This window comes from Pseudomonas sp. HD6422 (assembly GCF_025377065.1).
Lineage (GTDB): Bacteria > Pseudomonadota > Gammaproteobacteria > Pseudomonadales > Pseudomonadaceae > Aquipseudomonas > Aquipseudomonas putida_U.
This window is the reverse complement of record NZ_JAHWIW010000020.1, coordinates 68,923-93,047: the sequence shown is the minus strand read 5'-3', so window position 1 is coordinate 93,047 and position 24,125 is coordinate 68,923. Positions and strand designations below refer to the sequence as shown.

21 protein-coding genes are annotated in these 24,125 nt (G+C 63.1%); 9 read left to right on the top strand and 12 right to left on the bottom strand.

Going from position 1 to position 24,125, the window contains the following annotated elements:
- Positions 1-61: 61 nt before the first annotated feature.
- From KY379_RS16075 to KY379_RS16060, 4 genes are all read right to left on the bottom strand, one after another.
- Complete coding sequence (locus tag KY379_RS16075) at positions 62-1,441, bottom strand: aspartate aminotransferase family protein (protein WP_133329015.1); 1,380 nt, start codon at positions 1,439-1,441, stop codon at positions 62-64.
- A 45-nt stretch (positions 1,442-1,486) separates the two neighbouring features.
- Positions 1,487-2,308: a helix-turn-helix domain-containing protein gene (locus tag KY379_RS16070; RefSeq protein ID WP_243744067.1), complete on the bottom strand. Its 822-nt coding sequence runs from the start codon at positions 2,306-2,308 to the stop codon at positions 1,487-1,489.
- 180 nt (positions 2,309-2,488) lie between these two features.
- The gene (gene argE, locus KY379_RS16065; RefSeq protein WP_261240788.1) at positions 2,489-3,649 is read right to left on the bottom strand and encodes an acetylornithine deacetylase; all 1,161 of its coding nucleotides are present in this window, start codon (positions 3,647-3,649) and stop codon (positions 2,489-2,491) included.
- On the bottom strand, positions 3,642-4,319 hold the full coding sequence (locus KY379_RS16060) for a DUF1028 domain-containing protein (RefSeq protein WP_196172300.1): 678 nt from the start codon (positions 4,317-4,319) through the stop codon (positions 3,642-3,644). The genes argE and KY379_RS16060 overlap by 8 nt, the downstream gene beginning before the upstream one ends.
- 276 nt (positions 4,320-4,595) lie before the next feature.
- Here KY379_RS16060 and KY379_RS16055 point away from each other — a divergent pair, with 276 nt between their 5' ends.
- Entirely contained in the window at positions 4,596-5,912 is a 1,317-nt protein-coding gene (locus tag KY379_RS16055) for a flavin-containing monooxygenase (RefSeq protein ID WP_133329007.1), read from the top strand.
- Positions 5,912-6,328 carry a RidA family protein gene (locus KY379_RS16050; protein WP_133329005.1) on the top strand — a complete coding sequence of 139 codons (417 nt, stop codon included), beginning with the start codon at positions 5,912-5,914 and terminating at the stop codon, positions 6,326-6,328. The genes KY379_RS16055 and KY379_RS16050 overlap by 1 nt, the downstream gene beginning before the upstream one ends.
- 58 nt (positions 6,329-6,386) lie before the next feature.
- On the opposite strand, the gene KY379_RS16045 is transcribed toward KY379_RS16050, so the two are convergent.
- From KY379_RS16045 to KY379_RS16025, 5 genes are all read right to left on the bottom strand, one after another.
- Positions 6,387-7,292, bottom strand: a complete 906-nt coding sequence (locus KY379_RS16045; protein WP_133329003.1) for a LysR family transcriptional regulator — start codon at positions 7,290-7,292, stop codon at positions 6,387-6,389.
- Positions 7,293-7,446: 154 nt separating this feature from the next.
- A complete protein-coding gene (locus KY379_RS16040) occupies positions 7,447-8,811 on the bottom strand; it encodes a sensor histidine kinase (RefSeq protein ID WP_261240787.1) in 1,365 nt (454 codons plus the stop codon).
- Entirely contained in the window at positions 8,808-9,470 is a 663-nt protein-coding gene (locus KY379_RS16035) for a response regulator (RefSeq protein WP_196172298.1), read from the bottom strand. The genes KY379_RS16040 and KY379_RS16035 overlap by 4 nt, the downstream gene beginning before the upstream one ends.
- Positions 9,471-9,541: 71 nt before the next feature.
- Positions 9,542-10,219 carry a thermostable hemolysin gene (locus tag KY379_RS16030; protein WP_133328997.1) on the bottom strand — a complete coding sequence of 226 codons (678 nt, stop codon included), beginning with the start codon at positions 10,217-10,219 and terminating at the stop codon, positions 9,542-9,544.
- 89 nt (positions 10,220-10,308) lie between these two features.
- Positions 10,309-11,139, bottom strand: a complete 831-nt coding sequence (locus tag KY379_RS16025; RefSeq protein WP_133328995.1) for an AraC family transcriptional regulator — start codon at positions 11,137-11,139, stop codon at positions 10,309-10,311.
- 129 nt (positions 11,140-11,268) lie between these two features.
- On the opposite strand from KY379_RS16025, the gene KY379_RS16020 reads away from it, so the two are divergent.
- Positions 11,269-11,787 carry a carboxymuconolactone decarboxylase family protein gene (locus KY379_RS16020; RefSeq protein ID WP_133328993.1) on the top strand — a complete coding sequence of 173 codons (519 nt, stop codon included), beginning with the start codon at positions 11,269-11,271 and terminating at the stop codon, positions 11,785-11,787.
- A 28-nt stretch (positions 11,788-11,815) separates the two neighbouring features.
- Here KY379_RS16020 and KY379_RS16015 read toward each other — a convergent pair whose 3' ends face one another.
- Both KY379_RS16015 and KY379_RS16010 read right to left on the bottom strand, forming a co-directional pair.
- Positions 11,816-16,909, bottom strand: a complete 5,094-nt coding sequence (locus tag KY379_RS16015; RefSeq protein WP_261240786.1) for an AAA family ATPase — start codon at positions 16,907-16,909, stop codon at positions 11,816-11,818.
- A gap of 42 nt (positions 16,910-16,951) precedes the next feature.
- Positions 16,952-17,602 (bottom strand): response regulator transcription factor, encoded by a 651-nt coding sequence (locus KY379_RS16010; protein ID WP_133328989.1) that lies wholly within the window; start codon positions 17,600-17,602, stop codon positions 16,952-16,954.
- Positions 17,603-17,804: 202 nt separating this feature from the next.
- Between KY379_RS16010 and KY379_RS16005 the strand changes: the two genes are divergently transcribed.
- The 3 genes from KY379_RS16005 to KY379_RS15995 all read left to right on the top strand — a co-directional run bounded on the left by KY379_RS16005 (position 17,805) and on the right by KY379_RS15995 (position 20,508).
- Positions 17,805-18,179 carry a response regulator transcription factor gene (locus tag KY379_RS16005; RefSeq protein ID WP_133328987.1) on the top strand — a complete coding sequence of 125 codons (375 nt, stop codon included), beginning with the start codon at positions 17,805-17,807 and terminating at the stop codon, positions 18,177-18,179.
- 182 nt (positions 18,180-18,361) lie between these two features.
- Positions 18,362-19,564, top strand: a complete 1,203-nt coding sequence (locus tag KY379_RS16000; protein ID WP_133328985.1) for an NAD(P)/FAD-dependent oxidoreductase — start codon at positions 18,362-18,364, stop codon at positions 19,562-19,564.
- 32 nt (positions 19,565-19,596) lie between these two features.
- Entirely contained in the window at positions 19,597-20,508 is a 912-nt protein-coding gene (locus tag KY379_RS15995; RefSeq protein WP_261240782.1) for an MBL fold metallo-hydrolase, read from the top strand.
- Positions 20,509-20,603: 95 nt separating this feature from the next.
- Here KY379_RS15995 and KY379_RS15990 read toward each other — a convergent pair whose 3' ends face one another.
- A complete protein-coding gene (locus KY379_RS15990) occupies positions 20,604-22,166 on the bottom strand; it encodes a winged helix-turn-helix domain-containing tetratricopeptide repeat protein (protein WP_133328981.1) in 1,563 nt (520 codons plus the stop codon).
- Between the two features lie 244 nt (positions 22,167-22,410).
- Between KY379_RS15990 and KY379_RS15985 the strand changes: the two genes are divergently transcribed.
- From KY379_RS15985 to KY379_RS15975, 3 genes are all read left to right on the top strand, one after another.
- The gene (locus tag KY379_RS15985) at positions 22,411-23,154 is read left to right on the top strand and encodes an SDR family oxidoreductase (RefSeq protein ID WP_261240781.1); all 744 of its coding nucleotides are present in this window, start codon (positions 22,411-22,413) and stop codon (positions 23,152-23,154) included.
- 40 nt (positions 23,155-23,194) lie between these two features.
- Positions 23,195-23,608 carry a cupin domain-containing protein gene (locus KY379_RS15980; protein ID WP_261240780.1) on the top strand — a complete coding sequence of 138 codons (414 nt, stop codon included), beginning with the start codon at positions 23,195-23,197 and terminating at the stop codon, positions 23,606-23,608.
- Between the two features lie 65 nt (positions 23,609-23,673).
- Entirely contained in the window at positions 23,674-24,123 is a 450-nt protein-coding gene (locus KY379_RS15975) for a carboxymuconolactone decarboxylase family protein (protein WP_133328975.1), read from the top strand.
- The last annotated feature ends 2 nt before the right edge of the window (positions 24,124-24,125 follow it).

Below are 24,125 nucleotides of genomic sequence, written 5' to 3'. Positions count from 1 at the left end.
TTGAGGGGTGTGGTGCTGCGCATATCGAGCGCCGCCCCCCCTCAAGCGCACAATCGAAAAATCAGCGCCCCACCAACCTGGCAGTCCGATCTACCGCAATGCGGGTCTTCTCCACCAACTCATCCAGCTCGCTATGGCTGGCCACCAGCGCCGGCGCCATGATCATCCGTCCGAGGGTCGAGCGAATGATGACGCCTTCCTCGAAACCAAAGGTGCGGCACTGCCAGGCCAGATCGTTCTCGTTGGCAAAGCGCTTGCGGGTGGTCTTGTCTTCGGCGAACTGCAACGCTGCCACCAGCCCGGCGCCCTGCACCTGGCCGATCAGCGGATGGTTGGCGAACACCTCACGCAGAATTCGCTGCAGATACGGCCCGGTGTCATCCTTCACCTGGCGCACGATCCCTTCGTCACGCAGGGCCTTTAGGTTGGCGATGGCCACCGCCGCCGCCACCGGGTGACCGGAGTAGGTCAGGCCGTGGGCGAACACTCCTCCCTGCTCCACCAGCGCCTCGGCGATGCGCTTGCTCAGCACCAGGCCACCCATGGGCACATAACCCGAGGTCAGACCCTTGGCGATCGACAAGGTGTCGGGCTCGAAACCAAAGTACTCATGGGCGAACCACTCGCCAGTACGGCCAAAACCCCCGATCACTTCATCGGCGCATAGCAGCACATCGTACTGGCGGCAGATCCGCTGAATCTCCGGCCAGTAGCTCTCTGGCGGGAAGATCATGCCGCCCGCACCCTGGAACGGCTCGGCGATGAAGCCGGCAACGTTCTCGGCGCCCAGTTCGAGGATCTTTTCCTCCAGCTGCAGGGCACAGCGGCGGCCGAACTCGGCCGGCGACAGCTCGCCGCCAGCGGCGTACCAGTAGGGTTCGTCGATGTGTGCCACATCCGGAATCATACCGCCCATCTCGTGCATGAACTTCATGCCGCCCAACGCCGTGGCGGCCAGGGTCGAGCCGTGGTAGCCGTTCCAGCGACCGATCATGATCTTCTTGCTCGGCAGGCCAACCACCTGCCAGTAGCGGCGGACGGTGCGGATCAGCACCTCGTTGGCCTCGGAGCCTGAGTTGGTGTAGATCGCGTGGCTGTAGTGACCCGGTAGCAGGCTGAACAGCAGTTCGGACAGTTCGATCACCGCCGGGTGGGTGGTGTGGAAGAACATGTTGTAGTAAGCCAACTGGTCCATCTGCGCGGCAGCGGCGGCGGTCAGGTCCTTGCGCCCGTAACCGAGCTGGGTACACCACAGCCCCGACATGCCGTCCAGGTAGCGCTTGCCCTCGCTGTCCCACAGATGCAGCCGCTCACCACCGACCATCACCCGTGGACCTTCGGCGTTGAGCGCCTTCTGGTCGAGGAAGGCATGGATGTGGTGGGCGGCGTCGCTGGCCTGATAGTCACGGGTCTGGCGTTGCGGTACGAAAGGCGCATTCATGGCGGGTGTTCCTTGTTGGTATGGGGTGGAGCGAGGCAACTGCGCTCAGCGCAGCTTGCCCATGTAGCTTTCCAGCGGATCTCGGCCCAGCACGCCCTGAGCGTTGGCCAGTGCGTCGATGAACAGCGAGAACAGTTCCGACTGCGTGCCGATGTCCAACTTGGCGTAGACATTCTTGCGGTGGGACTTGATGGTGTCTTCCGAGACGCCCAGGCGCTCGGCCAACGAGCGGGTCGAGTGGCCGCGCAGGATGAGTTGGGCGATGCGGCACTCACGCTCGGTGAGCAAGGACGAGCCGAAGTTGCTCAGCGCGGCGTGGACCCGTTGTTCCCAACCTGTTTCGATCCGCCCACCGCGGCCCTGATAACCGTCGAAGTGCTTGGCCAGCACAGCCAACACCCAAGGGCTGATGCACGTGAAGCGGGCTCGGGTGTCGTCATCGAGTTCGTCGGTGAAGGCCAGGGAAACCGCCAGGCTCAAGCCGTTGTCGAGCTGCAGGATGTAGTTGATCTCGTCTTCGAGGTACGAATGGCGGTAGAACGCCAGGTAGTACTCGCTGAGCTTGAAGTGATCAGGGGCCACCTGGTCCAACGCATAACAGCCCGACGGCACGCCCTCGATGCTGGCTTCGTAGAAAGGGTCGAGCAGGTAGAAGCCCGACAGGTAGCGCCGTACGTTGCCTTCCGGCGCCCAGGGCCCGGCCCCGTCGCACTCGAACCAGGCCGACGGCAAGCCTTGATGCGGGTAGAGATACACCGTGGTGGCCTTCACCGGACCGATGCTCGCCAATGCCTCGATCAATGCTGCAGCGAAGCCCGATGCGCCGATGGCCGCGGTCACCTTGGCCATCGTCTCGTACCACTGCATCGAAGTGAGTTGCGCACTGTTCACGTCTGCATCCACCTGAAATGACTGCCTGGCATGAGGCGACATCGTTGCTCTGTTAAGGGGATGTTCCCATGAGTCCGTGTCCTGGAAAATCACCCGATAGGGTGAACCTGCACGTGCCGGCGGCCTTCTCGTTGCGCCTCGTGAAGGCCGCCTCGCTTACGCCTGACGCAGATACACGGCCAGACGCTGCAACATCGCATCGCAGCCGTGCAGTTGCGCGATGCTGACGAACTCGTCCGGCTTGTGCCCCTGGTCCATGCTCCCCGGCCCGCAGACCACCGTGGGAATGCCGGCCTGGTCGAACAACCCGCCCTCGGTACCGAAGGCCACCGTGCCAAACGCATCGGAGCCGCTGAGCAACGCCACCAGCCGCGCCGCCTCGCTGTCTGCGGTAGTCGCCAGCCCCGGATACGCACTCAGCGGTCGCAGGCGGATATCGCTGGCGGCATTGACTGCCCGCATGCGCGGCAGCAGTTCCGTCTCGGCGTATGTCTGCAATTGATCGGCCACGCGCTGCGCCTCGAAACCGGGCAAGGCACGCACCTCGAAGTCGAACTCGCACTCCTCGGGCACGATGTTCAGTGCCCGACCGCCCTTGATCACTCCGGTCTGCACGGTCGAGAACGGTGGGTCGAAACGCTCGTCGTGATGCGCAGGCAGGGCCAACTCGTCACCGATCTGGCCAAGCTTGCCGATCAACCGGGCGGCATATTCGATCGCATTGACACCATAGGGCGCGTAGGCCGAATGACAGGCCGCGCCGTGCACTTGGCAGCGCATGGCCAGCTTGCCCTTGTGGCCGAGCACCGGCTTGAGCTCGGTCGGCTCGCCGATCAGGCACAGCCGTGGTTTGTGCGGGCGCTGTTGCAAGGCTTCAAGCATCGAGCGCACGCCCAGGCAACCGACTTCCTCGTCATAGGAGAAGGCCAGGTGCACCGGCATGGTCAGCGGCTCGGCCAGAAACGCCGGAACCGCCGCCAATACCGAAGCGATGTAGCCTTTCATGTCGGCGGTTCCACGACCGTACAGACGGCCTTCGCGCTCGGTAAGGCGAAACGGGTCGACCGTCCATGCCTGGCCGTCCACCGGCACCACGTCAGTGTGGCCGGAGAGCACCACGCCGCCTCGGTCGTCTGGACCGATGGTGGCGTACAGATTGGCCTTGGTGCCTGCGTCGTTGAGAAACAACTCGCTTTGCACACCCAGCCCGGCCAGGTAGTCACGGATGAACCCGATCAGTTCGAGATTGGAGTCGCGGCTGACCGTGGCAAAGCCCACCAGGCGCTCGAGCAGCGCACGGCTGGACACTTCACTCATCGCCCGGTACCCCGTAGCTTGGCGCTGCGGTGGGGTTCAGGGCGCGGGTCACGTAGTCCTGCATCTGTGGTCGGTAAGCCTGCCAAAGGCGGTCGAGTTCGCCGATCGGGTCGTGCTCGGCCCAGTCGACGCGCAGGTCGACCAACGGCCAGGTGTGCTCGCCAGCGACCTTCAGGGCTGCCGAATGCACAGGCCCTGCCTCGCCCCCGGCCGCCATGGCTGCATGCATCGCCGCCAGCAAGCGGTCCGCGAGGTGGCCACCGGCTTGCTCGAAGGCAGCGACCATGGCTTCGATCACCGCCTGCGACGCCAGCAGGTTACCCGCCGCTGCACATTGCTCGCCAGCCACAGCGTTGTGCACGCCGAGCGCTTCTTTGCCGGTGAACAGCGCCACCTGGCCTTGGTTGTCGATCACCGTCACCTGCCGGTATTCGCTCCAGCCGTTGGCGCTGAGCACCTTGTCCAATGCCGCTGCCGGCGGCATCTGGTCACGCTCGAGGGCATCGAGGATCTGCGGGCCGAGCGCCGGCAAGGTGATGTTCTGAGTCGATACGGCCCCCACGCCGGCCCGCACCCATGGGCAGCGTGCCCCAACGGCGATGCTCGACGAACTGATGGCGATGCCGACCTGGCCAGTTTCCTGGCAGCGGCCAATGATGGAGAAAGTCATGGTGCAGCTCCTGTTCGGGTTCAACAGGATTCTCTGCAAGCCCCGTCAGGGACGAAACCAACATTTTCCTCGGCATTGCCAAGGAAAAACCTAAGGCCCCGGCAAAGCCCTGCCGATTCTGGCGCCGAGCCTTGACCCCGGCACCCTTCGGCAATTTATCGGCAAGCCCCAGCTAAATACTATTTTCGCGATCTTGCGCCCCTCCCTAGTCTGGCCCCAGGCAACGGCGGTCCATCGAACCGACCTGACAACAACCGCCTGAACAAGGGCTCGGAAATGACACTGAACAACATCGAAATCGACACCCTCGTAGTCGGCGCCGGCCAGGCCGGCGTGGCCATGAGCGAACACCTGAGCAAGCTTGGCGTACCGCACCTGGTACTGGAGCGCAACCGCATCGCCGAAGCCTGGCGTACCGGCCGCTGGGATTCGCTGGTGGCCAATGGTCCGGTCTGGCATGACCGCTTCCCGGGCCTGGAATTCGACCTCGACGACGACGCCTTCGCCGGCAAAGACCAGGTCGCCGACTACTTCGAACGGTACGTGCGCACCTACAACCTGCCGGTGCGCACCGGCATCGAAGTCAAGAAAGTGGTGCGCAATAGCGACCGCCCTGGCTTCATCATCGAGACCAACGAAGGCGTGATTCGCGCCAACCGTGTGGTGGCGGCCACCGGTCCGTTCCAGAAACCGGTCATTCCTGCCATCGCGCCGAAAGACGCCAACCTGCACCAGATCCACTCCGCCGCCTACTTCAATCCCGAGCAACTGCCCGAAGGCGCAGTGCTGGTAGTCGGCGCCGGCTCCTCCGGCGTACAGATCGCCGAAGAACTGATGCGCGCCGGTCGCCAGGTGTACCTGTCGGTCGGCGCCCACGACCGCCCGCCGCGCAGCTATCGCAACCGTGATTTCTGCTGGTGGCTGGGGGTGCTCGGCGAGTGGGATGCGGAAATCGCTAAGCCCGGCCGCGAGCACGTGACCATCGCCGTCTCCGGCGCCCGTGGTGGCCACACCGTGGACTTCCGCGCTCTCGCCCATCAGGGCATGACCCTGGTCGGCCTGACCGACTCCTTCGACAACGGCGTGGCGCGGTTCCAGAACAACCTGGCCGATAACCTCAACCGCGGCGACGACAACTACCTGGCTCTGCTCGATGCCGCCGATGCCTACATCGAGCGCAACGGCCTGGACCTGCCGGAAGAGCCCGAAGCCCGCAAACGCCTGCCCGACCCGGAGTGCGTCAGCAACCCGCTGCTCGAACTGGACCTGGCCAAGGCGGGTGTCACCAGCATCATCTGGGCCACCGGCTATGGCGTCGACTTCAGTTGGCTGCAGGTCGACACCTTCGACGCCAACGGCAAGCCGCAGCATCAACGCGGCGTGGCCAAAGAGCCCGGCGTGTATTTCCTCGGCCTGCCGTGGCTGTCGCGCCGTGGCTCGTCGTTCATCTGGGGGGTATGGCACGACGCCAAGCACGTCGCCGGCCACATCGCCACCCAACGTACCTACCTGGCCTACCGCGACCGCGACCAGCGCGCCGCAGAGCAACCAGCCACCACGACCCGCAACGTCAGCACCCTCGGAGCCCACTGATGCCTACCCACACTCGCATCCGCATGTTCAATACCAAGGAAACCTACCCCAACCAGACCCTGGACAACGACCTGTGCCAGGCCGTGCGGGCCGGTAACACCATCTATGTACGTGGCCAGGTCGGTACCGACTTCGAAGGCCGGCTGGTCGGCCTGGGTGATCCTCGGGCGCAGGCCGAGCAGGCCATGAAGAACGTCAAGCAGTTGCTCGAGGAAGCCGGCTCGGACCTGTCGCACATCGTCAAGACCACCACCTACATCACCGACCCGCGCTTCCGCGAGCCGGTGTACAAGGAAGTCGGCAAGTGGCTCAAGGGGGTGTTCCCGATTTCCACCGGCCTGGTGGTAGCCGGGTTGGCCCAGCCTGAGTGGCTGATGGAGATCGATGTGATCGCGGTAGTGCCGGATCAGGCGTAACGACCGGTGCGCTCGGGGCGCTTGGCGCCCCTGTTCGCAGTAGACCCCGGCGAAGCTGTCACAGCTTCGCCAACTCTTCCCGGCAGAACTCGACGAACAACTGCGCCGGCTTGGTCAGTTGTACTCGCTTCAAATGTGCCGCTGCCAGCCCCGACAATGCCACCGGTTCGGCGATGTCGACCATCGCCAGGCGCTGGCCGTCGTAGGTGAACGGCGAATGGGGCCGAGTCACCAGCAGCGAGAAACCGAACCCCTGCCCGACCATCCCGCGCACCATCTCGATCGACGGCGAACTGAAGACGATGTTCGGCGTCAATCCCAGTTCGTTGAACAGGCTGACGAAGTACGTACGGCTGGGCGCCACGTCCAGCAGGATCATCGGCTCCGGGCACAGGTCGCGCAGCGAGACCTGGGCCTGGCTGGCGAAGCGATGCTTTTCCGGCAGCAGCACATAGGGCTTTTGCGGCGGCATCAGCGGCTCGGTCTCGATGGTGCCGTCAAGGTCGTGGTCATACAGGAACGCCAAGTCGAAGCTGCCCGCCGTCAGGCCCTGGATCAGCTCCTGCTGCTCACCATCGCGCAGACGGATGTCGACGCCCGGATAGCGCTCACGAAATCCGGCGATCAGCCGCGGCAGGTAGAGCGGCGCCACGGTCTCGAAGCAACCGATGTCGATCTGCCCGGCCACGGTGTCGTTGTCGGCCAGGGCGTTCTGCTCGAACTCATGGGCCATCTGCAACAGCGCCCGGGTCTTGGCGTAGAAGCGCTTGCCGCTCGGCGTCAGCGACACGCCCTGGGCGTGATGACGAATGAACAACTGCACGCCGAAGCTTTCTTCCAGGCTCTTGATCGCCGTGGAAATCGACGGCTGGGCGATGTACAGCTGGCGCGAGGCCTCGGCGACGCTACCGGCCTCGACCGTGGTGACGAAATACTTGAGTTGACGCAGGGTATAGGAAGCCATGGGCACCTCTGTGGCGCCGCTAACCGCGCCGTGGGGATCTTTTCGCCACTTTACCTTGCGCAGGATGCTTGTGCAGGGGCGCTGGCGCGAGGATTTACCTGGGACCTGAGCATATTTTTCCTGTGCTTGCGCTGGACGGCGCTACCTGTCTGCCTCAGGAGACGGGAATCGACAACGTAGCCGCCAGACCGCCGCTATCACGGTTGTCCAACTGCACCTGACCGCCGAGACGGTCGATGATGGTGGCCACGATGGAAAGCCCCAGCCCCGCCCCGTTGGGACTATTGCGACTGTAGAAGCGTTCGAACACCCGCTGCCGGCTCTCTTCGTCCAGGCCTGGGCCTTCGTCCTCGACGACCAGCTCGAAAGCAGTCGCCCGACGCCTGAGCGATACCGTGACGCGCCCGCCCGGGGGCGAATGCTCGACGGCATTGGCGACCAGATTCTGCAAGGCGATACCCAATACCCCGGCATCGACGGCCAGGTGATGATCGGCTTCGTCGATGACCAGCGAAGGCTCGAGGCCTCGGTCCAGAATCCAGGGCGTGAGCTCGGCCAGGATGTCGGTCACCACTTCGCCGAGGTCGACCGCGGTGGTGGCACGTTGGCCCAGACGTGGCTCGACGCGGGCCAATGTCAGCAACTGATTGACCACCCGTGTCAGCCGGTCGACACCGCCGATCAGGAAGCCCAGGGCCTTTTGCCGCTCAGCCTCGTTGTTCGCGGCCTGGGCGTTCTGCGCGTGCAGCCGGAGGATGGCCAGCGGGGTGCGCATTTCGTGGGCCGCATCGGCGATGAAGCGGTGCTCGCGACGCAGCAGATCCTTGATCTGCGCCAGCAAGCGGTTGATGGACGCCTGCATGGGCTCTAGCTCCGACGGCAGCGGTACCAGTTGCAGCGGCTCGAGCGATTCGGCATGCCGTGCGCGGATCACGTTGGCCATGTTCTGCAAGGGCCGCAGCCCCCAACCGATCGCTGCCCATACCAGCAGGGCCAGGGCCAGGCTGCCGAGCAGAAATGGCATCAAAGTATGGCGTACGATACGGTCGATCAGGTCATAGCGCACATCGTTGCGCTCGCCAACCCAGATGACCCAGTGCTTTTCCGGTACCGGCAGAACGAACCCGCGCCAGCGGTCGCCACCCAGCACAAAATCGGCAAAGCCAGGCGCCGAAGGCGGCGTTCCCAACGCCGGTGCACTAGGGGTGTGGACTAGCAAACCGCCCCGATCATCCCAGATCTGGAACGCCAGCTTGCTTTCGTACGGATGGCCCACCCGGTGCCGACCGGCCCGGCTCAGCGCCTCGTTGAACGCTTTATACAATTGCTCGCGGTTGCCCTCCTGCACCGGCAGGCTCATCACGCCTTGCAACAGACGCGCATTCTGGGCCAGATGCGCGTCATAGACCTCGTTGATCTCGTGACGGCTGTCGTGGAAGTTGTAGAGCGCCAGCAGACCGGTCCCCAACAACAGCAGCAGCATCACCCGCCACAACGTGCGCTGGCGCAGCGAACTCATGCCTTGCCCTCGACCAGGTAGCCGATACCGCGCACGGTGCGGATCAGGCCGTTGAACAGTTTCTTGCGCAGGTGATAGATATTCACCTCCAGGGTGTTGCTTTCCGGCTCCTCATCCCAGCCGTACAGCAATTGGGTCAGACGGTCGCGGGTGAATACCTTGCCAGGCTGCGCCAGCAGCTCGTGCAACAGCACGTACTCCTTTGGCGTCAACACCACCGGGACGCCGTTGTAATGGACTTGTTGCGTGCTGGGGTCGAGGCTCACGCCGGCATGCTCGATGACCAGCTTGGCCCGGCCGGCACTGCGCCTGAGCAAGGCACGCAGGCGCGCCTTGAGCTCGTCGAGGTCGAATGGCTTGACCAGATAGTCGTCGGCCCCGGCATCCAGACCGGTGATACGGTCTTCGGTGGCATCGCGTGCAGTGAGGATCAGCACCGGCAGGCTGTCGCCCCCGGCGCGCAGGCGGCGCAGCAGCTCGATGCCATCCATGCGCGGCAAACCTAGGTCGAGAATCGCCAGGTCGAATGCCTCATGTTGCAGGGCATGTAGCCCGCTCACTCCGTCGCGCAACCAGTCGAGGGTGTAGCCCTCCTGACGCAACCCATCACAGATCCCCTCGCCCAAGGCGGTATCGTCCTCAACCAGCAGCAGCCGCATGTTCAATCCTGTTATTACCTGATGGCCTTGAGTAAAGCATCGAGATTATCCCACCGCACGACCGCTCGCGCTCATGCGGCATGCCCCGTTTCCTGGTCGACCAATGGCAATCCCAGGCGCTGGAACACCCCTGCCGCACTCAGGCGTTGAAAACCCTGCTGGATGTTGCCGGCAAACACCTGTGGGTGCTGGCTGTAGTACGTGCCCCACTGCGCGCGCTCCCCGTTCAGGCGCTCGGGGTCGGCCTCTGCCAGTACGACGGGCTCCAGGCCCAGGCGCTGGAAGCTGTTGAGCAATGTGGCAGCACCGGTGAACGCCACCCATTGCAAGCCCCGCGAGGCGAGCAGCCAGGTGACCGCGATGATCATGATTCGCGCACTCCCGGCACTGAGCGACGCCAGGTTGCCGACTTCGACCATGCCTTCACGCGCGTGGACTCCACCGGTCAGGCGGGAAACCGCGCTTTCCAATGGCTCGTCCAAGTAGTGCTCGAGAAACAAGGCATTGTTGCCGGCCAGACGCATGCCCGCCGCCGCGATCAAGCGCCCATGGCTGTCATGCAGCGACAGCAGCTCCGGCAGGTAGTGGTGCACATCGGCATGGTGCACCGCAGCGAAACAGGCATGGATGAAACCTTCCAGCTCGACACGGCCGGCATCCTGCTCCAGCACCAAAGACAGCTGGGCGTGATGGTCGGCATGGCAGCCGATGGGCAGTGGGAGCAGGCTGCTCCAGGGAAGTTGGGTCATGGGAGTCCCCCCGCTGGGTTCGATGGGGGGAGTATCGAGGGTCAATCTGAAGGGAATCTGAAGAGCGTGGCGAGGATGTCGGGCCCCGCTCATTCCTTCAGGCGGTTGTGCTGCAGCCATTCCCTTGGGCTTGTGCCCACCTTGCGGCGAAAGGTGCGGGCCAATGCAGAGGGGCTTTCATAACCGACCTCATCGGCGATCAGGGCGATCGGTCGGCCTTCGCGCAGGCGTTTCTGAGTCAGACTGATCCGCCAGTTCGCCAGATAGTCCGCCGGTGTCATCCCCACGGTCTGGCGGAAGTGCGCGGCGAAGCTTGCGCGCGACATCCCGGAGCGATCGGCCAACTGCGCTACCGACCAATTGCGCCGAGGTTCGTCGTGGATGCTGACTAGCGCCCGGGAGAGCTGGGCGTTGGCCAGGCCGGCCATCATCCCCGAGGCAATGCTACGGCTGGCGATAAGGTGGCGAAGCAGCTGAATCACCATCAGTTCGAACAGCCGATTGAGCATGACCTCCCTGCCGCATTCGTCGCCCGAGGCTTCTTCGAACAGCCAGTCGAGGGTGCCCATGAGACCGGGCAACTCGCGCAGAGGCTTGATGATGAAGTCCGGCAGGGCCAAGGTCAGCGGGTTGTTGGCACCGCCCTCGAACTGCAAGGTTGCACACACCAACTGCGCTTGATCGGCTTCTGCGGCCAGCAACCGATGCTCCTGTGGACGCACCGCCAGAATCACGCTGGGCTCGTTCAGTTCGATGAGCTGACCATGTTTGTCCTTGAAGACCAGGCGGCCAGCGCGGAGCAAATGGGCGTGGCCCACGCTGTGCTGCCCGTAAAGCTCGCTGGTGCCACAGAACCCGCCTGCATGGAACGTGGAGGCGTGCAGATTGAAGTGGTTGAGCAATGTCGATAATCGATCCATAGCGCGCTCAGATTTAGACGATCTGTTGCATAGAATCGACGATCTGGATCCGAAAGAGAAGACCGTCTCCCTAGAATGGGCTCCAAGCTTGAACGACAAGCCGATTGAATCAACCTTTGGAGAACCACCATGACTCGTATCGACGCACTCTCTCTCGACCAAGCCCCTGCTGGCTCGCGCGCTGCCCTCGAAGGCATCCAGAAAGGCCTGGGCTTCATTCCCAACACCTTCAAGACCCTGGCCCACTCCCCGGCTGCACTCAACGCTTACCTGGGCCTCGCCCAGGCCCTGGGCAAGATTTCACTGAGCGCCGCCGAACGCGAGGTCGTCGCACTCGCTACCTCGCAAATCAACGGTTGCGATTATTGCCTGGCTGCCCACACCTTTTTCGGCGCCAAGGCGGGTCTGAGCGATGAGGCCATCGCACAGGCCCGAAACGGCACACTCAGCGCGATCGCAGCGCTGGCCCATCAAATCACCGAAAGCCGCGGCCAGTTGAGCGACGATCAGATCGCTGCAGCGCGCCAAGCCGGCCTTACCGATGGCAAGATCATCGAGGTGGTGGCGCAGACGACACTGCTGACCCTGACCAACTACCTGAACAATATCGCCGCGACCGAGATCGACTTCCCACCCGCGGCGCAGTAGGCAGTCGTGTGCCGCGCTGAACGGGCCTTCACGCACCCGCTTCGCTAAGCACCGGCAAGGTGAACTGCACTTCAGCGCCGGGGCTGTGCCCGGCGCTGGCCCAAAAACGCCCGCCGTGGCTGTCGATGATCGAGCGGCAGATCGACAGCCCCATGCCCAGTCCTGCCGCCTTGGTGGTGTAAAACGGCTCGAAAACCTGCTCTACGTTTGCCGCTACGAATCCAGGCCCGCTGTCCACCACCGTTACCCGTACACCCTCCTGGTCGATGGCCGTGCTTATCTGCAGCGTACGAGCACCTTCCACCTCTGACATTGCTTCCAGCGCATTGAGGATCAGATTCAGCAGCACCTGCTGCAACTCCACGCGGTCAGCGAGGACCTGCGGCATTCCGTCGGCGAGCAGGGTCTGCACCTGAGCCCCGGCCCTGATCGCCTCGCCACGGATGAAGTCGACCATCTCCAGCACCACGGCGTTGACGTCCACTACCTGTTTTTGCGGCGGAGCTTTGCGAATCAGCTCACGAATACGGCCCAGAACCTGAGCCGCGCGGTTGGCATCGTTGATGATTCGTCCCAGGCCCAGGCCCACTTCATCCAGCACCGGTGGCTGCGCGTTCAACCAGCGAATGGCGGCATTGGCATTGGTGACCGTAGCGGCAATTGGCTGATTGATTTCATGGGCGATCGAAGCGGCAAGTTGGCCCATGGTCGCGACACGGTTGGCATGGGCAAGCTCGGCCTGTACCTGTCGGTTCTTCGCCTCCCGTTGCGCCACCTCGTGATACAGCCTGGCGTTTTCGAGCGAGATAGCCGCCTGTGATGCCACCAGACGCAATACGGCAATCCTTCCAGGATCGAACACACCGGCGCTGAGATTGTTCTCCAGATACAGCGCCCCGATCACCCGCGCCTGATGACTGAGCGGCAGGCATAGCAGCGACCGGGCGCTGCAGCGGCGGATGTAATCATCGGCCATGAACGCAGCTTCGCCAATGGCGTCGTCCAGACAGAGGCTGTCCCCCGTACGCAGTACCTGGTAGAGCACGGATTCGGCCAACAGCGTGTTGCTCACCGGTTTGCTGCAGAGCACCACCTCGCACTCCCCCACACCTGCCTGCGCGACGATAAGCGCCTCCCCCCCTCGGACGCGCACCAGCACGCCTCTTTCGGCTCCGGCTTGCTCGATGGCAGTGAGCAGCACTTGGGTGATCAGCTTCTGCAGGTCGACTTCGCCAGAGACGGCTTGGGACACCTTGAGTACTGTTACCAGGTCCAAGTGCTCGACCGGGGTGGCGATGGTCGCGGTGGGGCCAGGCTCCGGTTCGACACTGCGCAGGTTACGATGGCGACTGTCCAACTGGCGCACCTTGCCATCGGCACCCCAGCGCAGGTAGCCATAGCGTGCGTCACGAAGGTAGACCCGCGCAATCCGGGCCAGTCCGCGGCTGCCGTAGAAGCGCGATGCCAACTCATTGGCCAGTGCCTCGACATGCACGAAGCCGCTATCACGCGCGAGCTGGATAGCCTGCTCATAGAGGTGCTCAGCGTCGACCAGGCGTCCCTGCAGCCGCGCGATCTCTGCCTCCAGCAGGACCTGTCGGCTGGCAAAGGTTTCCGCGCACTGGCCGGCCCAGATCGCCAACATCTCGTGGTGTTCGGCCAATGCCTGCAAGGTGGCTTGATCAACGCCCTCCCCAGCCGCCAGCGTCAGTGCGGCAAAGAAGTGATACTCCGCCTCCTCGAAAAAGGAGGCGATCACCCAGGTCAGTGCCTTGGCCCGGGCAGCGCAAGCTGAGGCAGCGGCATAGTCACCTGCCAGGTAGCGCGCCTGCAACTTGCGAACCCAGTACTTGCCGGCCGCCAGAGCCAAGTCCGGGGCAGCGTCAAGGTGCTGCTCGAAACGCGCCTCGCTGAAGTGTTCATCATCCAGGCAACCGAACGATGGCGTTTGCCCCCGCAACGTCCGGATCAGCGCCAACTGCGTGTTCATGAAATCGATCACCAGCCCGAAATGCACCTTTTCGGCGTAGGCCAGGCCTTGCTCGGCCTCGGTCTGCATGCCGCCCAGTGGCTCGCCAATGAACAGCCGATCAGAGATCAGCCCATTGCCGACATAAGCGGCGTACGGCAGGTCACCGACCCTGTTGGCCGCGACGAAGGCCCGCCGCAGCAACTCGCGGCACTCGCTGACCGGCCGCATCCAGCGCACCACGAACATCGAGAAACACAAGAACGTGTTGGCCTCGAAACGTTGCAACCCCCGCTGTTCGACCAGCTCGCAAGCAAGACGCCCGAAACGATAACCGGTCTGGTAATCGCCATAGCGCCGGGACACGCGTCCGACATTGGCGTAGAGCATGCAAGATGCATCACAATTGCCATGTTCAAGGCTCAAGCTCACGGCTTTGCAGATGGTCAGGCAGGCCAGGTTGGCATTGGTTTGCAGGGCCGGTGCGAACAGTTTGCACAAGACGTCCAGGATGGCCAGGGAGGTCGTGTCCTGCATCAGCGGCAGGTCGATCAACTGCTCGATGCTGCGCCTGCCGACCCGCACCGCGATCTGGTCATATTCGCCCCGTACCTGGTCGTCGCTCGGCTGCGCGATCCAGTGAATACCCACTTGGCGCAACCACGCCAGGCAAACCGCCACCGCACGGTCGCTGCGATCGAGCATCAGGCACACATCCATATGCAGGCACGCCACCGCAACGCCTTCAGCCGTGGTCCTGGCGCGCAACGCCAGGTCAATCAGGCGCTCATCCGCGAGCCTGAGCTGACCGGTGAGAAACTCGCATTCCGCCAGGTTGAGCGCCAGGGCAAAGCTCAACTCGTGCATGGAAGCGGCACACCGCCCTTCCAGCAATCGCTCGCCCACCCTCAGGTAGCTCAAGGCCGATTCGTATGCCGATGCGGCCTTGGCTCGACGCCCGGCCAACAGGTTGAGCTCGGCCAGCCGTTCGCGCTCACTGCGAGCATCGATCAGGGTCGCGCCGCGGTTGAGCTGTCCGACGATCTCGAAAATGGCTTCATCGCGGTGCTGGGCCGACACGTGATCGGCCAGCAAGCGACCGATGCGCAGGTGCATGGCAGCGCGGTCGCGGTCGGCGATCAGCGAATAGGCGGCCTCATGGATGCGGTCATGAACGAACGCGCAGGTGCCGTCCTGGTGTACCACCAGTTCCAGTCGAATCGCCGCCCAGAGAGTCGCCTGGACTCGCTCCATCGGCAGATCGAGAACCAGAGCGAGCGTCTGCGCATCCGCCACGTTGCCCAAACAGGCCAGGTGCTGAAGTGCCTGACGGGTTGCCAACGGCAGACGGGCCAGTTTGCCAACCATCAGATCCACCACATTATCCGTATAACCCTTGGCATGGATACGCTGGGAATCCCACTGCCAGCGCCGCGCCACGTGGTCGTACGCCAGAAGCGACTCCTCGGCCAGGGCGTGAAGAAACTGGATGATGAAGAACGGATTACCAGCGGTCTTGTCCTGGACCAGCTTGGCCAGGCCCATCACGCTGGGCGCCGGGCAATGCAGCGACTCGGCTATCAGTTGTTCGATATGCGGACGGGCCAGGGGCACAAGGCGAACTTCACGCACGGGCGCGCCAGCCCTGCGAATCGCCTGCAGCCTGGCAGTCAACGGGTGGAGGGCATCGACCTCGTTATCGCGATAGGCCCCTACCACCATGATGTAGCGCAGCTCCGGATGAGTGAGCAGTTCCTCCAGCAGATCGAGGGTCGCCGCATCGAGCCACTGCAAGTCGTCCAGAAACAGGGCAAGCGGATGCTCGGCGCGGGCGAACACCGAGATAAAGCGCCGCAATACCAGCAAGAACCGCCGCTGCGCCTGTTGCGGATCCAGTTCCGGCACCGGCGCCGGCTCGCCGATGATCAGCCGCAGTTCCGGAATCAGGTCGGTCATCAGTCTTGCGTTGGGCCCGCACGCCGTCTGCAAGGCAGTGCGCCATCCGGCCAGCACCTCACTGCTTTTTCCCAGCAACGTGCGCACCAGCCCCTGAAACGCCTGCACCAACGTGGAGTAAGGAATATCGCGCTTGTACTGATCGAACTTACCGCTGGCGAATAGCCCTCTGGGCGGTACTAGCACCTTGTGCAACTCGTTGACCACGGAGGACTTGCCGATGCCCGAGTAGCCACTGACCAGTACCAGTTCCGGCACGCTGCTGCGCACCATGCGGGTAAAGGCCTCCTCGAGAATCTGCACTTCGTGCTCACGGCCATATAGCTTTTCCGGAATCAACAGGCGGTCGGCGGTGCCTTGTTCATCCAGGCTGAAGGCCGCGATGCTCCGGTTCTGTCGCCATTGGGCGAGGCATCGGCGCAGGTCTTGCTCAAGGCCCGCGGCGCTCTGGTAGCGATCTTCAGCGGTCTTGGCCAGCAGTTTCATCACCAATTGGGACAGCAGCTGCGGCACGGTGGCGACCCGTTCGCAAGGTGGCAGCGGTTTGCGAGCGATGTGGCAGTGCACCCACTCCATCGGATCTGTGGCGTTGAAAGGCAGCGAACCGGTGAGCATCTGGTACAGGCTCACCCCCAGCGCGTAAAGGTCACTGCGAGAGTCTACGGAACGGTTCATCCGCCCTGTCTGTTCAGGCGCCATATAGGCCAAGGTGCCGGCGATGGTCTCCGGCGGCTCGGGCGCTTGCCGCTCGCGGGGTAAGCGCGAAGCCAGGCCAAAGCCGGTCAGCCGGACGTTGCCGTCGTCGCAGTCGACCAGAATATGATGCGGTTTGAGATCCTTGTGTACCAGCCCGGCCAGGTGCAGGTGCCCCACCGCAACGCTGATTGCCACCGCCAGTTCAAGACAGGTTTCGATGCCCAGCGGCGACACCAGCAAAGTCGACAACGGTTGCCCACCCGGATCGCCCAGCACCAGGCGCAGCGTGCCGTTGATGCGCTCCAATGCCTGAGGCTGCAATGCCCAGCTACTCTCGAGTTGCTGGCGCAGGCCGTACTCATGCGCCAAGCGGTCGACGGTGGCGGGCGCAGGTTGCTCGTTGGCAGGTCGCATCAGCAACACGTGTTTGCCATCTGGCCGACGTAGCCTGCAAAACAGGCGATCGCCATCGTTCCACAGCACTTGCTGTCTACTTGACATGGGTCCGGCCCCCTTCATCGGGTTGGGAGAAAACAGACTGCGTCAGACCGTTCGACCCAGCGGCTCGACACCCAGCGCCTCGGCCATGCGCACCAGGTCGGCAACAGAGCGGGCGCCGAGTTTCTTCATCATCTGCCCACGATGCACTTTCACGGTGACCTCACTGAGGTTCAGCTCAGCGGCGATCTGCTTGTTCATCAAGCCAGCGATCACGAAGGCCAGTACCTGACGCTCCCTGGGCGTCAGGGTCTCGAAAGCGCCGCGTAATACCCCGCCGGCCTGCTCATCGGCCAGACGCTCGCGGTCGCGGGCCAGGGCATTGGCCACTGCGTCGAGCATGTCCTGGTCACGGAACGGTTTGGTCAGGAAGTCTATCGCGCCAGCCTTCATGGCCTTGACCGACATGGCGATATCACCGTGCCCGGTCATGAATACCACCGGAATGCGCACTCCGCCCTGTTCCATCTGGGCCTGGAACGACAGGCCGCTTTCGCCGCGCAGACGCACATCCAGGACCAGGCAACCGGGCACGGACTTGCGCGGGAAGTCCACGAACTCCTGGGTGCAAGCGAAGCTCTGTACCTGCAGCCCGACCGAACGGAACAGCCCGTCCAAGGCGACGCGCATGGACGCATCGTCATCGACGATGTAAACCACCGGTTCATTCGGGCCATGGGTACTCTGTACGGCCATTTGCGCTCCTTCAGCCGTGACGCCGCGTGCTGCTGGCAGGTAAGCAATCTAGCCTATTGTTGGGCAAGGTTCACCGCTTTGGCCACTGGAAACTACCAATGCCAGACGCAGGTATGCTCCGGTTATACCTAGGTATACTTCTGCCACTTGCGCGACGGCGTATCTTGGATCAACGGCATCGGCCACCAGGAGCAGATCGCGCATGAAGCAGCCCACCGCAACCCTGATTGCCGTTGTCGACGACGACGAACCCCTGCGAGTTGCGCTCGATGGTCTGCTACGCGCCACGGGCTACCGGGCGCGCACCTTTGGCAGCGGCAGCGATTTCCTCGCCTCCGATAGCCTGGGGCAGGCCGACTGCCTGATCTGCGACATTCAGATGCCAGGCATGTGCGGAGTCGAACTGCTGACGCAACTACAGGCACGGGGGTTCGACATCCCGGTAATCTTCATCAGCGCCCACCCCGGCCAACGCTCGCGCATCACCCCAGGCATGGCCGGGGTGGTTAGTTGTCTGCCCAAACCATTCGAGGCCCAGCATTTGCTGGACTGCATCGAGTCCGTACTGCAGCGCTGAACGGTACTTTCGATACCTTGGTATAGCGCGGCTACGCCCATGTGTACGGCATTGCACACCCATGGAGAAGTGTTTCCGTCCCTGCCCCTGCCTAACATCGACCTACAGCGAACGACTGGCCCGACAGCGTCTCGCCAAGGCTGATGTACAGCACCCTCACCGTTCACGTCAGGAGCACGAACATGAAACAGCAACTTCTGGTTATCGGCGCAGGATTCGCCGGATTGTGGAGCGCCCTGAGCGCCGCGCGCCTGCTCGATATGCATGGCCGGCAGGACGTGCAGATCACCGTGCTTGCGCCCCAGGCCGAACTGCGCATCCGTCCGCGTTTCTATGAAGCCGACGTGCACAGCATGTTCGCGCCACTCCAGGCGCTGTTCGACGCTGTTGACGTGCGCTTCGTCAAGGGTCGCGCCGAAAGCATCGACGAACAGGCTCGCTCCGTCAGCTACCGTGGCGACGCTGGCCAACAAGCGCAACTGGGCTACGACCGCCTGATTCTGGCCAGTGGCAGCCAGCTCGCGCGTCCTCCCGTGCCTGGACTGGACCAATACAGCTTCGACGTGGATCAGATCGAGTCGGCAGCACGTCTTGAACAACACCTGATGACGCTGGGCAAGCGCCCAGAAAGCGCCGCCCGCAATACCGTGGTGGTGTCCGGCGGCGGTTTCACCGGCATCGAAACCGCGACCGAGATGCCTGCCCGACTGCGCGCAGCACTGGGCGCAGAGGCGAAGGTCCGAGTGATCCTCGTTGACCGTGGCGAGCGCATCGGGGCAGCCCTGGGTGAAGGTATCCGACCTTCAATCATCGAAGCCTCGCAGCAACTGGGTATCGAATGGGTCGTCGGTACCAGCGTAACGGCGGTGGATGCCAATGGCGTGACGCTGGCTGATGGCCGACATATCGAGAGCCAAACCGTGGTTTGGACCGCAGGTATGCGCGCCAGCCCCCTGACCGAACAGCTGACCAGCGCACGCGACCACCAGGGCCGCCTGCATGTGGACGGCCATCTCAAGGTGCGCGGCCTGGACCATGTATTTGCCGCAGGAGATGTCGCCTACGCCGCCACCGACGAGATCGGCAACTTCGCGGTGATGTCCTGCCAGCACGCGATCAGCCTCGGACGCCACGCCGGCAACAACGCCGCCGCCGATCTGCTGGGTGTGGCACCGACGACCTACCGTCAGCCCAAGTACGTGACCTGCCTGGACCTGGGCACGTGGGGCGCCGTGTACAGCGAGGGCTGGGACCGCCAGTTGAAGCTGGTCAAAGGCGAAGCCAAAGAGCTCAAGACCCAGATCAACACCGTGTGGATCTACCCACCTGCAGCCGATCGCGCCACCGCCCTGGCCTCTGCCGATCCATCCATTCCCGTGGCGTGAGCCTCGCACGACCTTGCACCAGGAGAACGACCATGACCATGCCAATCGACGATCTCGTCCCGACCCTGACCGAAGAACTGGTACCCTCGCGCTACGCCTTGAAAGTCGGCGACATAGAAGTGCTGGTGGTGAGTGACGGTGTACTGCCGCTGCCCACCGAAACCATGTCGACCAACGCCGATCCTGCCGCCCGGGCGGCGTGGTTCAAGGACATGTTCCTCGGACCGGACACCTTCGACTGGGCCCTGAATGTGTTGCTGGTGCGCAGCGGCGAACAGGTCATCCTGGTGGATGCCGGGCTGGGTGGCCAGTTCCCTGGTTTCCCACGGGCCGGGCTGTTCCCGAAAAGGCTGGCGGCAGCCGGCATCGCGCTGGAGTCGATCACCGATATCGTCATCACCCACTTGCACATGGATCACATCGGCGGTCTGTTGGTGGACGAGGTGAGGAACCGCTTGGATGCGGACGTGAAGATCCACGTCAGCGCGACCGAAATGGACTTCTGGGCTGCACCGGACTTCTCGCAAACAGACATGCCGCAACCGGTACCGAACGTGCTGCGGTCCACGGCAAACGCGTTCATGCAAACCTACGCCGACAAGATCCGCACCTTTGACCGGCACCGCGAAGTAGCGCCCGGTGTGGTCGCCAGCCTCACCGGCGGCCATACCCCAGGGCATTGTGTGGTGTACATCAACTCAGGCGCAGAGCGGCTGACCTTCGCCGGCGACGCACTATTCCCGGTGGCCTTTGACCACCCGGATTGGCACAACGGTTTCGAACACGACCCAGAGGAGTCGGTGCGGGTGAGGATGGCGCTGCTGCACGCTGCCGCCGCCAGTGGCGAACTGTTCGTCGCCACGCACTTGCCATTCCCTTCCGTAGGACGGGTGGCAATCGACGGTGAAGGGTTCCGCTGGGTCGCGGGGTTCTGGAACTATTGAGAAAGCCGTGGTATCGACTGCCCCTCACACAGACCGGTGCGATGCACGACATACGCGGTGACGTGTGGGGAGCAGGCCGGCATACAAGATGTCCCTCACTCCGGCAATCCCGCCAACCTCAGCCCCTCGGCAAACTTCGAAAGATCCTCATCACGATAGATAGGCAACCACTGGCTCAACGCCGACACTCGCAATCCAGGGTCCAGTTCCTGCAAGCGCGCGATCGCGACCTGGGCACTTTGCTGGCGTCCACTCAGCGCGTGACTGGCGGCCAGCAATGCCACTGCGGCAAGCAGACTGGGCACATTCCCAAGGGCCTTTTCCGCCCACATCACGGTTTCGTCATACTTCGCAGCGAAGAAGTTCGCCAACGCCATTCCCACTTGCAAACGAAACATCTCAGGGTCCAGCGGGCTCAGGCGTTCAGCGTGTCTGAGGTCTTCGATCGCGGCCTGTGTCTCACCTCGCAATGCACGCAAGATTCCGCCGAGAAACCACGCGGGCGCCAGGTTGGGATTAAGCAGGCGCGCACGTTCGAGCAACGCCATACCGCCGTCCAGATCGCCTGCCAGGTGGCCCAGGGTGTGTCCGCCTCGGGTCAACGCCACCGCATCGTCTCGTCCTAATTCGACCGCCATACGTGCCAGTCGAATCCCTTCGGCGATTTCCGAGGCGCGATCATCCATCCAGCCATTGAGCTTGCGCCAGAAATAACACCACGCCGCCATGCCGTAGGCAGAAGCGTACTCCGGGTCACGCTCGATAGCGTTGTAGAAAAGCGGCAATGCCTGTTCGATCGCTTCATGGGTACCAAGATGCAGTTTCGCCATGCCTCGCAGGTAGTAGTCATAAGCGCACAAACTGTCGGTAGGCTTGCGCCTGGCCCTTTCGATTTCGACACGCTCCAACTGGGGTGCGATGGCCCCGACCACACTCTGCGCGACCTGATCCTGAAGCTCGAACAAGTCATCGATTTGCCCCTCGAAACGCTCGGCCCACAGATGCTCGCCCGTGATCGCGTCGATCAGTTGGCCGGTAATGCGCAATCGGCTGCCCGCCTTGCGCACGCTGCCTTCGAGCACATAGCGCACGCCGAGTGCCAACCCCACCTGCTGTGCGTCTACACGCTGGCCCTTGAAGGTGAAACTGGAGTTTCGCGAAATGACGAACAACCAGCGGATGCGTGACAAGGCAGAAATGACGTCCTCGACCACGCCATCGGCGAAGTAGTCCTGCTCTGGGTCACCACTGAGGTTCTGAAAGGGTAGAACGGTAATCGACGGTTTGTCGGGCAGAGCAGGCCCGCTGACGGTGTACCCCGCCTCAGATAACGCTTCGAGGGGGCCAGACGCTGCACGGACCTGTCCCACGAAACGATAGCCCTTGCGGGCCACCGTACGCAGCAGTCGCTGTTGCTCGCCGGAGTCGCCGATGGCTTTGCGCACGGCATTGATATGACTGGTGATGGTCGACTCTGAAACGATCTTGCCATTCCAGACACGCGCCAGCAGTTCGTCGCGACCGATCACCCGCTCGCGGTGGCTGACCAGGTGCACGAGCAGGTCGAACACCTGCGGGCCGATGACAACGGGTGCTCCGTGCCGGGTCAGCTCCCTGCGCTGCTCGTCGAGCATGTAGTCATCAAACTCAAATGGCACGATGGATGCCCCCTGCGTACGCTCAAGCTGTGTAGTCGAGGCGCTTATTGATCGGTTCGGTTCGATGATACGGCAGCCGCTCGTCGCTGGCACGTGCCCAGGCGTTGGCCGAACCGTTTGGACAGAAATTGAAGCTCGCCTGAAGACAAACCCAGTCCGTCGACAAGGACACGACCCTGGCCTGCGGAGCATGCTTGTCCCTGAAGACGGCAACGGTTGCGGTCGAACACGCGAGGAAACCACAATGAAAGTCGTGGTCATCGGAGGCACGGGCCTGATTGGCGCTAAGCTCGTCAACGGCCTGCGAGCGCGCGGCCACCAAGCCATCGCGGCGGCGCCGAGCACCGGGGTGAACAGCATCACCCGCGAAGGCCTGGCGCAGGCTATGGACGGTGCTGACGTGGTAGTGGATGTCGCCAACGCTCCGTCCTGGGAGGACCAGGCGGTGTTCGAGTTCTTTGAAACGGCCACCCGCAATCTACTGGCTGCCGAGCAGGCGGCTGGGGTCCGGCATCACGTGGCGTTGTCGATCGTCGGTTGCGATCGCCTGCCGGACAACGGGTACTTTCGCGCCAAGGTCGCGCAAGAAGCGCTGATCAGACGCGCTGGAGCGCCCTACACCGTTCTGCGCGCCACGCAATTCTTCGAATTCGTTTCTGCAATTGCCCACCTCAGCCAAGTGGGTGATGAGCTCCGCCTGTCGCCAGCGCTGGTGCAGCCCATCGCATCGGACGATGTGGTCGCGGCGCTGATCGATGTCGCGCTCGCGCCAGCGGCCAACGACATCCTTGAAATAGCCGGACCTGAAGCACTGCCGCTCGATGAGCTGGTGCGTCGCTTCTGTCGCCTGAGCGGCGACCCGCGCAAGGTCGTGGCAGATGTGCATGCACGCTATTTCGGCGCCGTGCTCGATGACAGATCGCTGACGCCTGACTGCGGCGCGCGACTTGGCACCACCCGTTTCGAGGATTGGCTGGCACGCCAGTGAAGCAACCCTGCACTTCCCCACCCCGCATAGGAGCAACGCCATGTTCAGCCGCACTCTCATGACCCTAGCGCTCACTGCGCTGGCCATCACTCCCGTGTTCGCCGCCGGAGATCCGGCCAGCAAGGTCACTGTGGTCTTCTACCAACCACTGCCGAACGTGCCAGGCAAGAGCATGCGCGGGGTGATTGTCGACTACGCCCCAGGCGCCGCCTCCCCCGCGCACCGACACCCCAAGTCCGCATTCATATACGCCACGGTACTGGAAGGCGAAGTGCGAAGCAGTGTCGATGGTGAGCCGCCCCACACCTACAAGGCAGGTGAAAACTGGTACGAGGCACCCGGTGCATTCCACGGTGTGAGCGCCAATGCCAGCGACAGTAAGCCTGCAAAACTGATGGCCGTGTTCGTGCTCGATAGCAGCGAGACGGTACTGGTCACTCCAAGCGATCGATAAGACGCGCCGCCACAATATGCCCATCACGGCTCGATCAGAGCGCGCACTCGAGAGGAAAAGACATCATGCAACGCCTGAACTGGTTCGAGGCTTCACCTGGCGCAGCGAAAGCCCTTGGAGCCCTGCATCACTTCGTGACCACCGCGACGAATTTACCGGCGCAACTGATTCACCTGGTATTTCTCAGGGTCTCCCAGGTCAATGGGTGCGCGCACTGCATCGACCTGCATTCGCGGGACCTTCTAAAAGGAGGCATGTCTGTTGAAAAGCTGGTCCTGGTGCCGGTGTGGCATGAGGCGAAGCACCTGTTCTCCGATCAAGAACGCTCGGCGCTGGCGTGGTCGGAAGAGGTCACCCGGGTCAGCGAGACGCATGTATCGGACGAGGCCTACGCAGCGGCATCGGCCACATTCGACGAGAAGGACCTGGTTGACCTGACCACAGCCATCGCAGCCATGAATGCTTTCAATCGTATGGGTGTCAGCTTCCGCCTCAAGCCTGCTGCGAAGCCATGACG

Excerpts from the sequence above, each read along its gene's own strand:
- KY379_RS16075 (WP_133329015.1), bottom strand. The coding sequence starts at position 1,441 with ATGAATGCGCCTTTCGTACCGCAACGCCAGACCCGTGACTATCAGGCC.
- KY379_RS16070 (WP_243744067.1), bottom strand. The coding sequence starts at position 2,308 with ATGCAGTGGTACGAGACGATGGCCAAGGTGACCGCGGCCATCGGCGCA.
- argE (WP_261240788.1), bottom strand. The coding sequence starts at position 3,649 with ATGAGTGAAGTGTCCAGCCGTGCGCTGCTCGAGCGCCTGGTGGGCTTT.
- KY379_RS16060 (WP_196172300.1), bottom strand. The coding sequence starts at position 4,319 with ATGACTTTCTCCATCATTGGCCGCTGCCAGGAAACTGGCCAGGTCGGC.
- KY379_RS16055 (WP_133329007.1), top strand. The coding sequence starts at position 4,596 with ATGACACTGAACAACATCGAAATCGACACCCTCGTAGTCGGCGCCGGC.
- KY379_RS16050 (WP_133329005.1), top strand. The coding sequence starts at position 5,912 with ATGCCTACCCACACTCGCATCCGCATGTTCAATACCAAGGAAACCTAC.
- KY379_RS16045 (WP_133329003.1), bottom strand. The coding sequence starts at position 7,292 with ATGGCTTCCTATACCCTGCGTCAACTCAAGTATTTCGTCACCACGGTC.
- KY379_RS16040 (WP_261240787.1), bottom strand. The coding sequence starts at position 8,811 with ATGAGTTCGCTGCGCCAGCGCACGTTGTGGCGGGTGATGCTGCTGCTG.
- KY379_RS16035 (WP_196172298.1), bottom strand. The coding sequence starts at position 9,470 with ATGCGGCTGCTGCTGGTTGAGGACGATACCGCCTTGGGCGAGGGGATC.
- KY379_RS16030 (WP_133328997.1), bottom strand. The coding sequence starts at position 10,219 with ATGACCCAACTTCCCTGGAGCAGCCTGCTCCCACTGCCCATCGGCTGC.
- KY379_RS16025 (WP_133328995.1), bottom strand. The coding sequence starts at position 11,139 with ATGGATCGATTATCGACATTGCTCAACCACTTCAATCTGCACGCCTCC.
- KY379_RS16020 (WP_133328993.1), top strand. The coding sequence starts at position 11,269 with ATGACTCGTATCGACGCACTCTCTCTCGACCAAGCCCCTGCTGGCTCG.
- KY379_RS16015 (WP_261240786.1), bottom strand. The coding sequence starts at position 16,909 with ATGTCAAGTAGACAGCAAGTGCTGTGGAACGATGGCGATCGCCTGTTT.
- KY379_RS16010 (WP_133328989.1), bottom strand. The coding sequence starts at position 17,602 with ATGGCCGTACAGAGTACCCATGGCCCGAATGAACCGGTGGTTTACATC.
- KY379_RS16005 (WP_133328987.1), top strand. The coding sequence starts at position 17,805 with ATGAAGCAGCCCACCGCAACCCTGATTGCCGTTGTCGACGACGACGAA.
- KY379_RS16000 (WP_133328985.1), top strand. The coding sequence starts at position 18,362 with ATGAAACAGCAACTTCTGGTTATCGGCGCAGGATTCGCCGGATTGTGG.
- KY379_RS15995 (WP_261240782.1), top strand. The coding sequence starts at position 19,597 with ATGACCATGCCAATCGACGATCTCGTCCCGACCCTGACCGAAGAACTG.
- KY379_RS15985 (WP_261240781.1), top strand. The coding sequence starts at position 22,411 with ATGAAAGTCGTGGTCATCGGAGGCACGGGCCTGATTGGCGCTAAGCTC.
- KY379_RS15980 (WP_261240780.1), top strand. The coding sequence starts at position 23,195 with ATGTTCAGCCGCACTCTCATGACCCTAGCGCTCACTGCGCTGGCCATC.
- KY379_RS15975 (WP_133328975.1), top strand. The coding sequence starts at position 23,674 with ATGCAACGCCTGAACTGGTTCGAGGCTTCACCTGGCGCAGCGAAAGCC.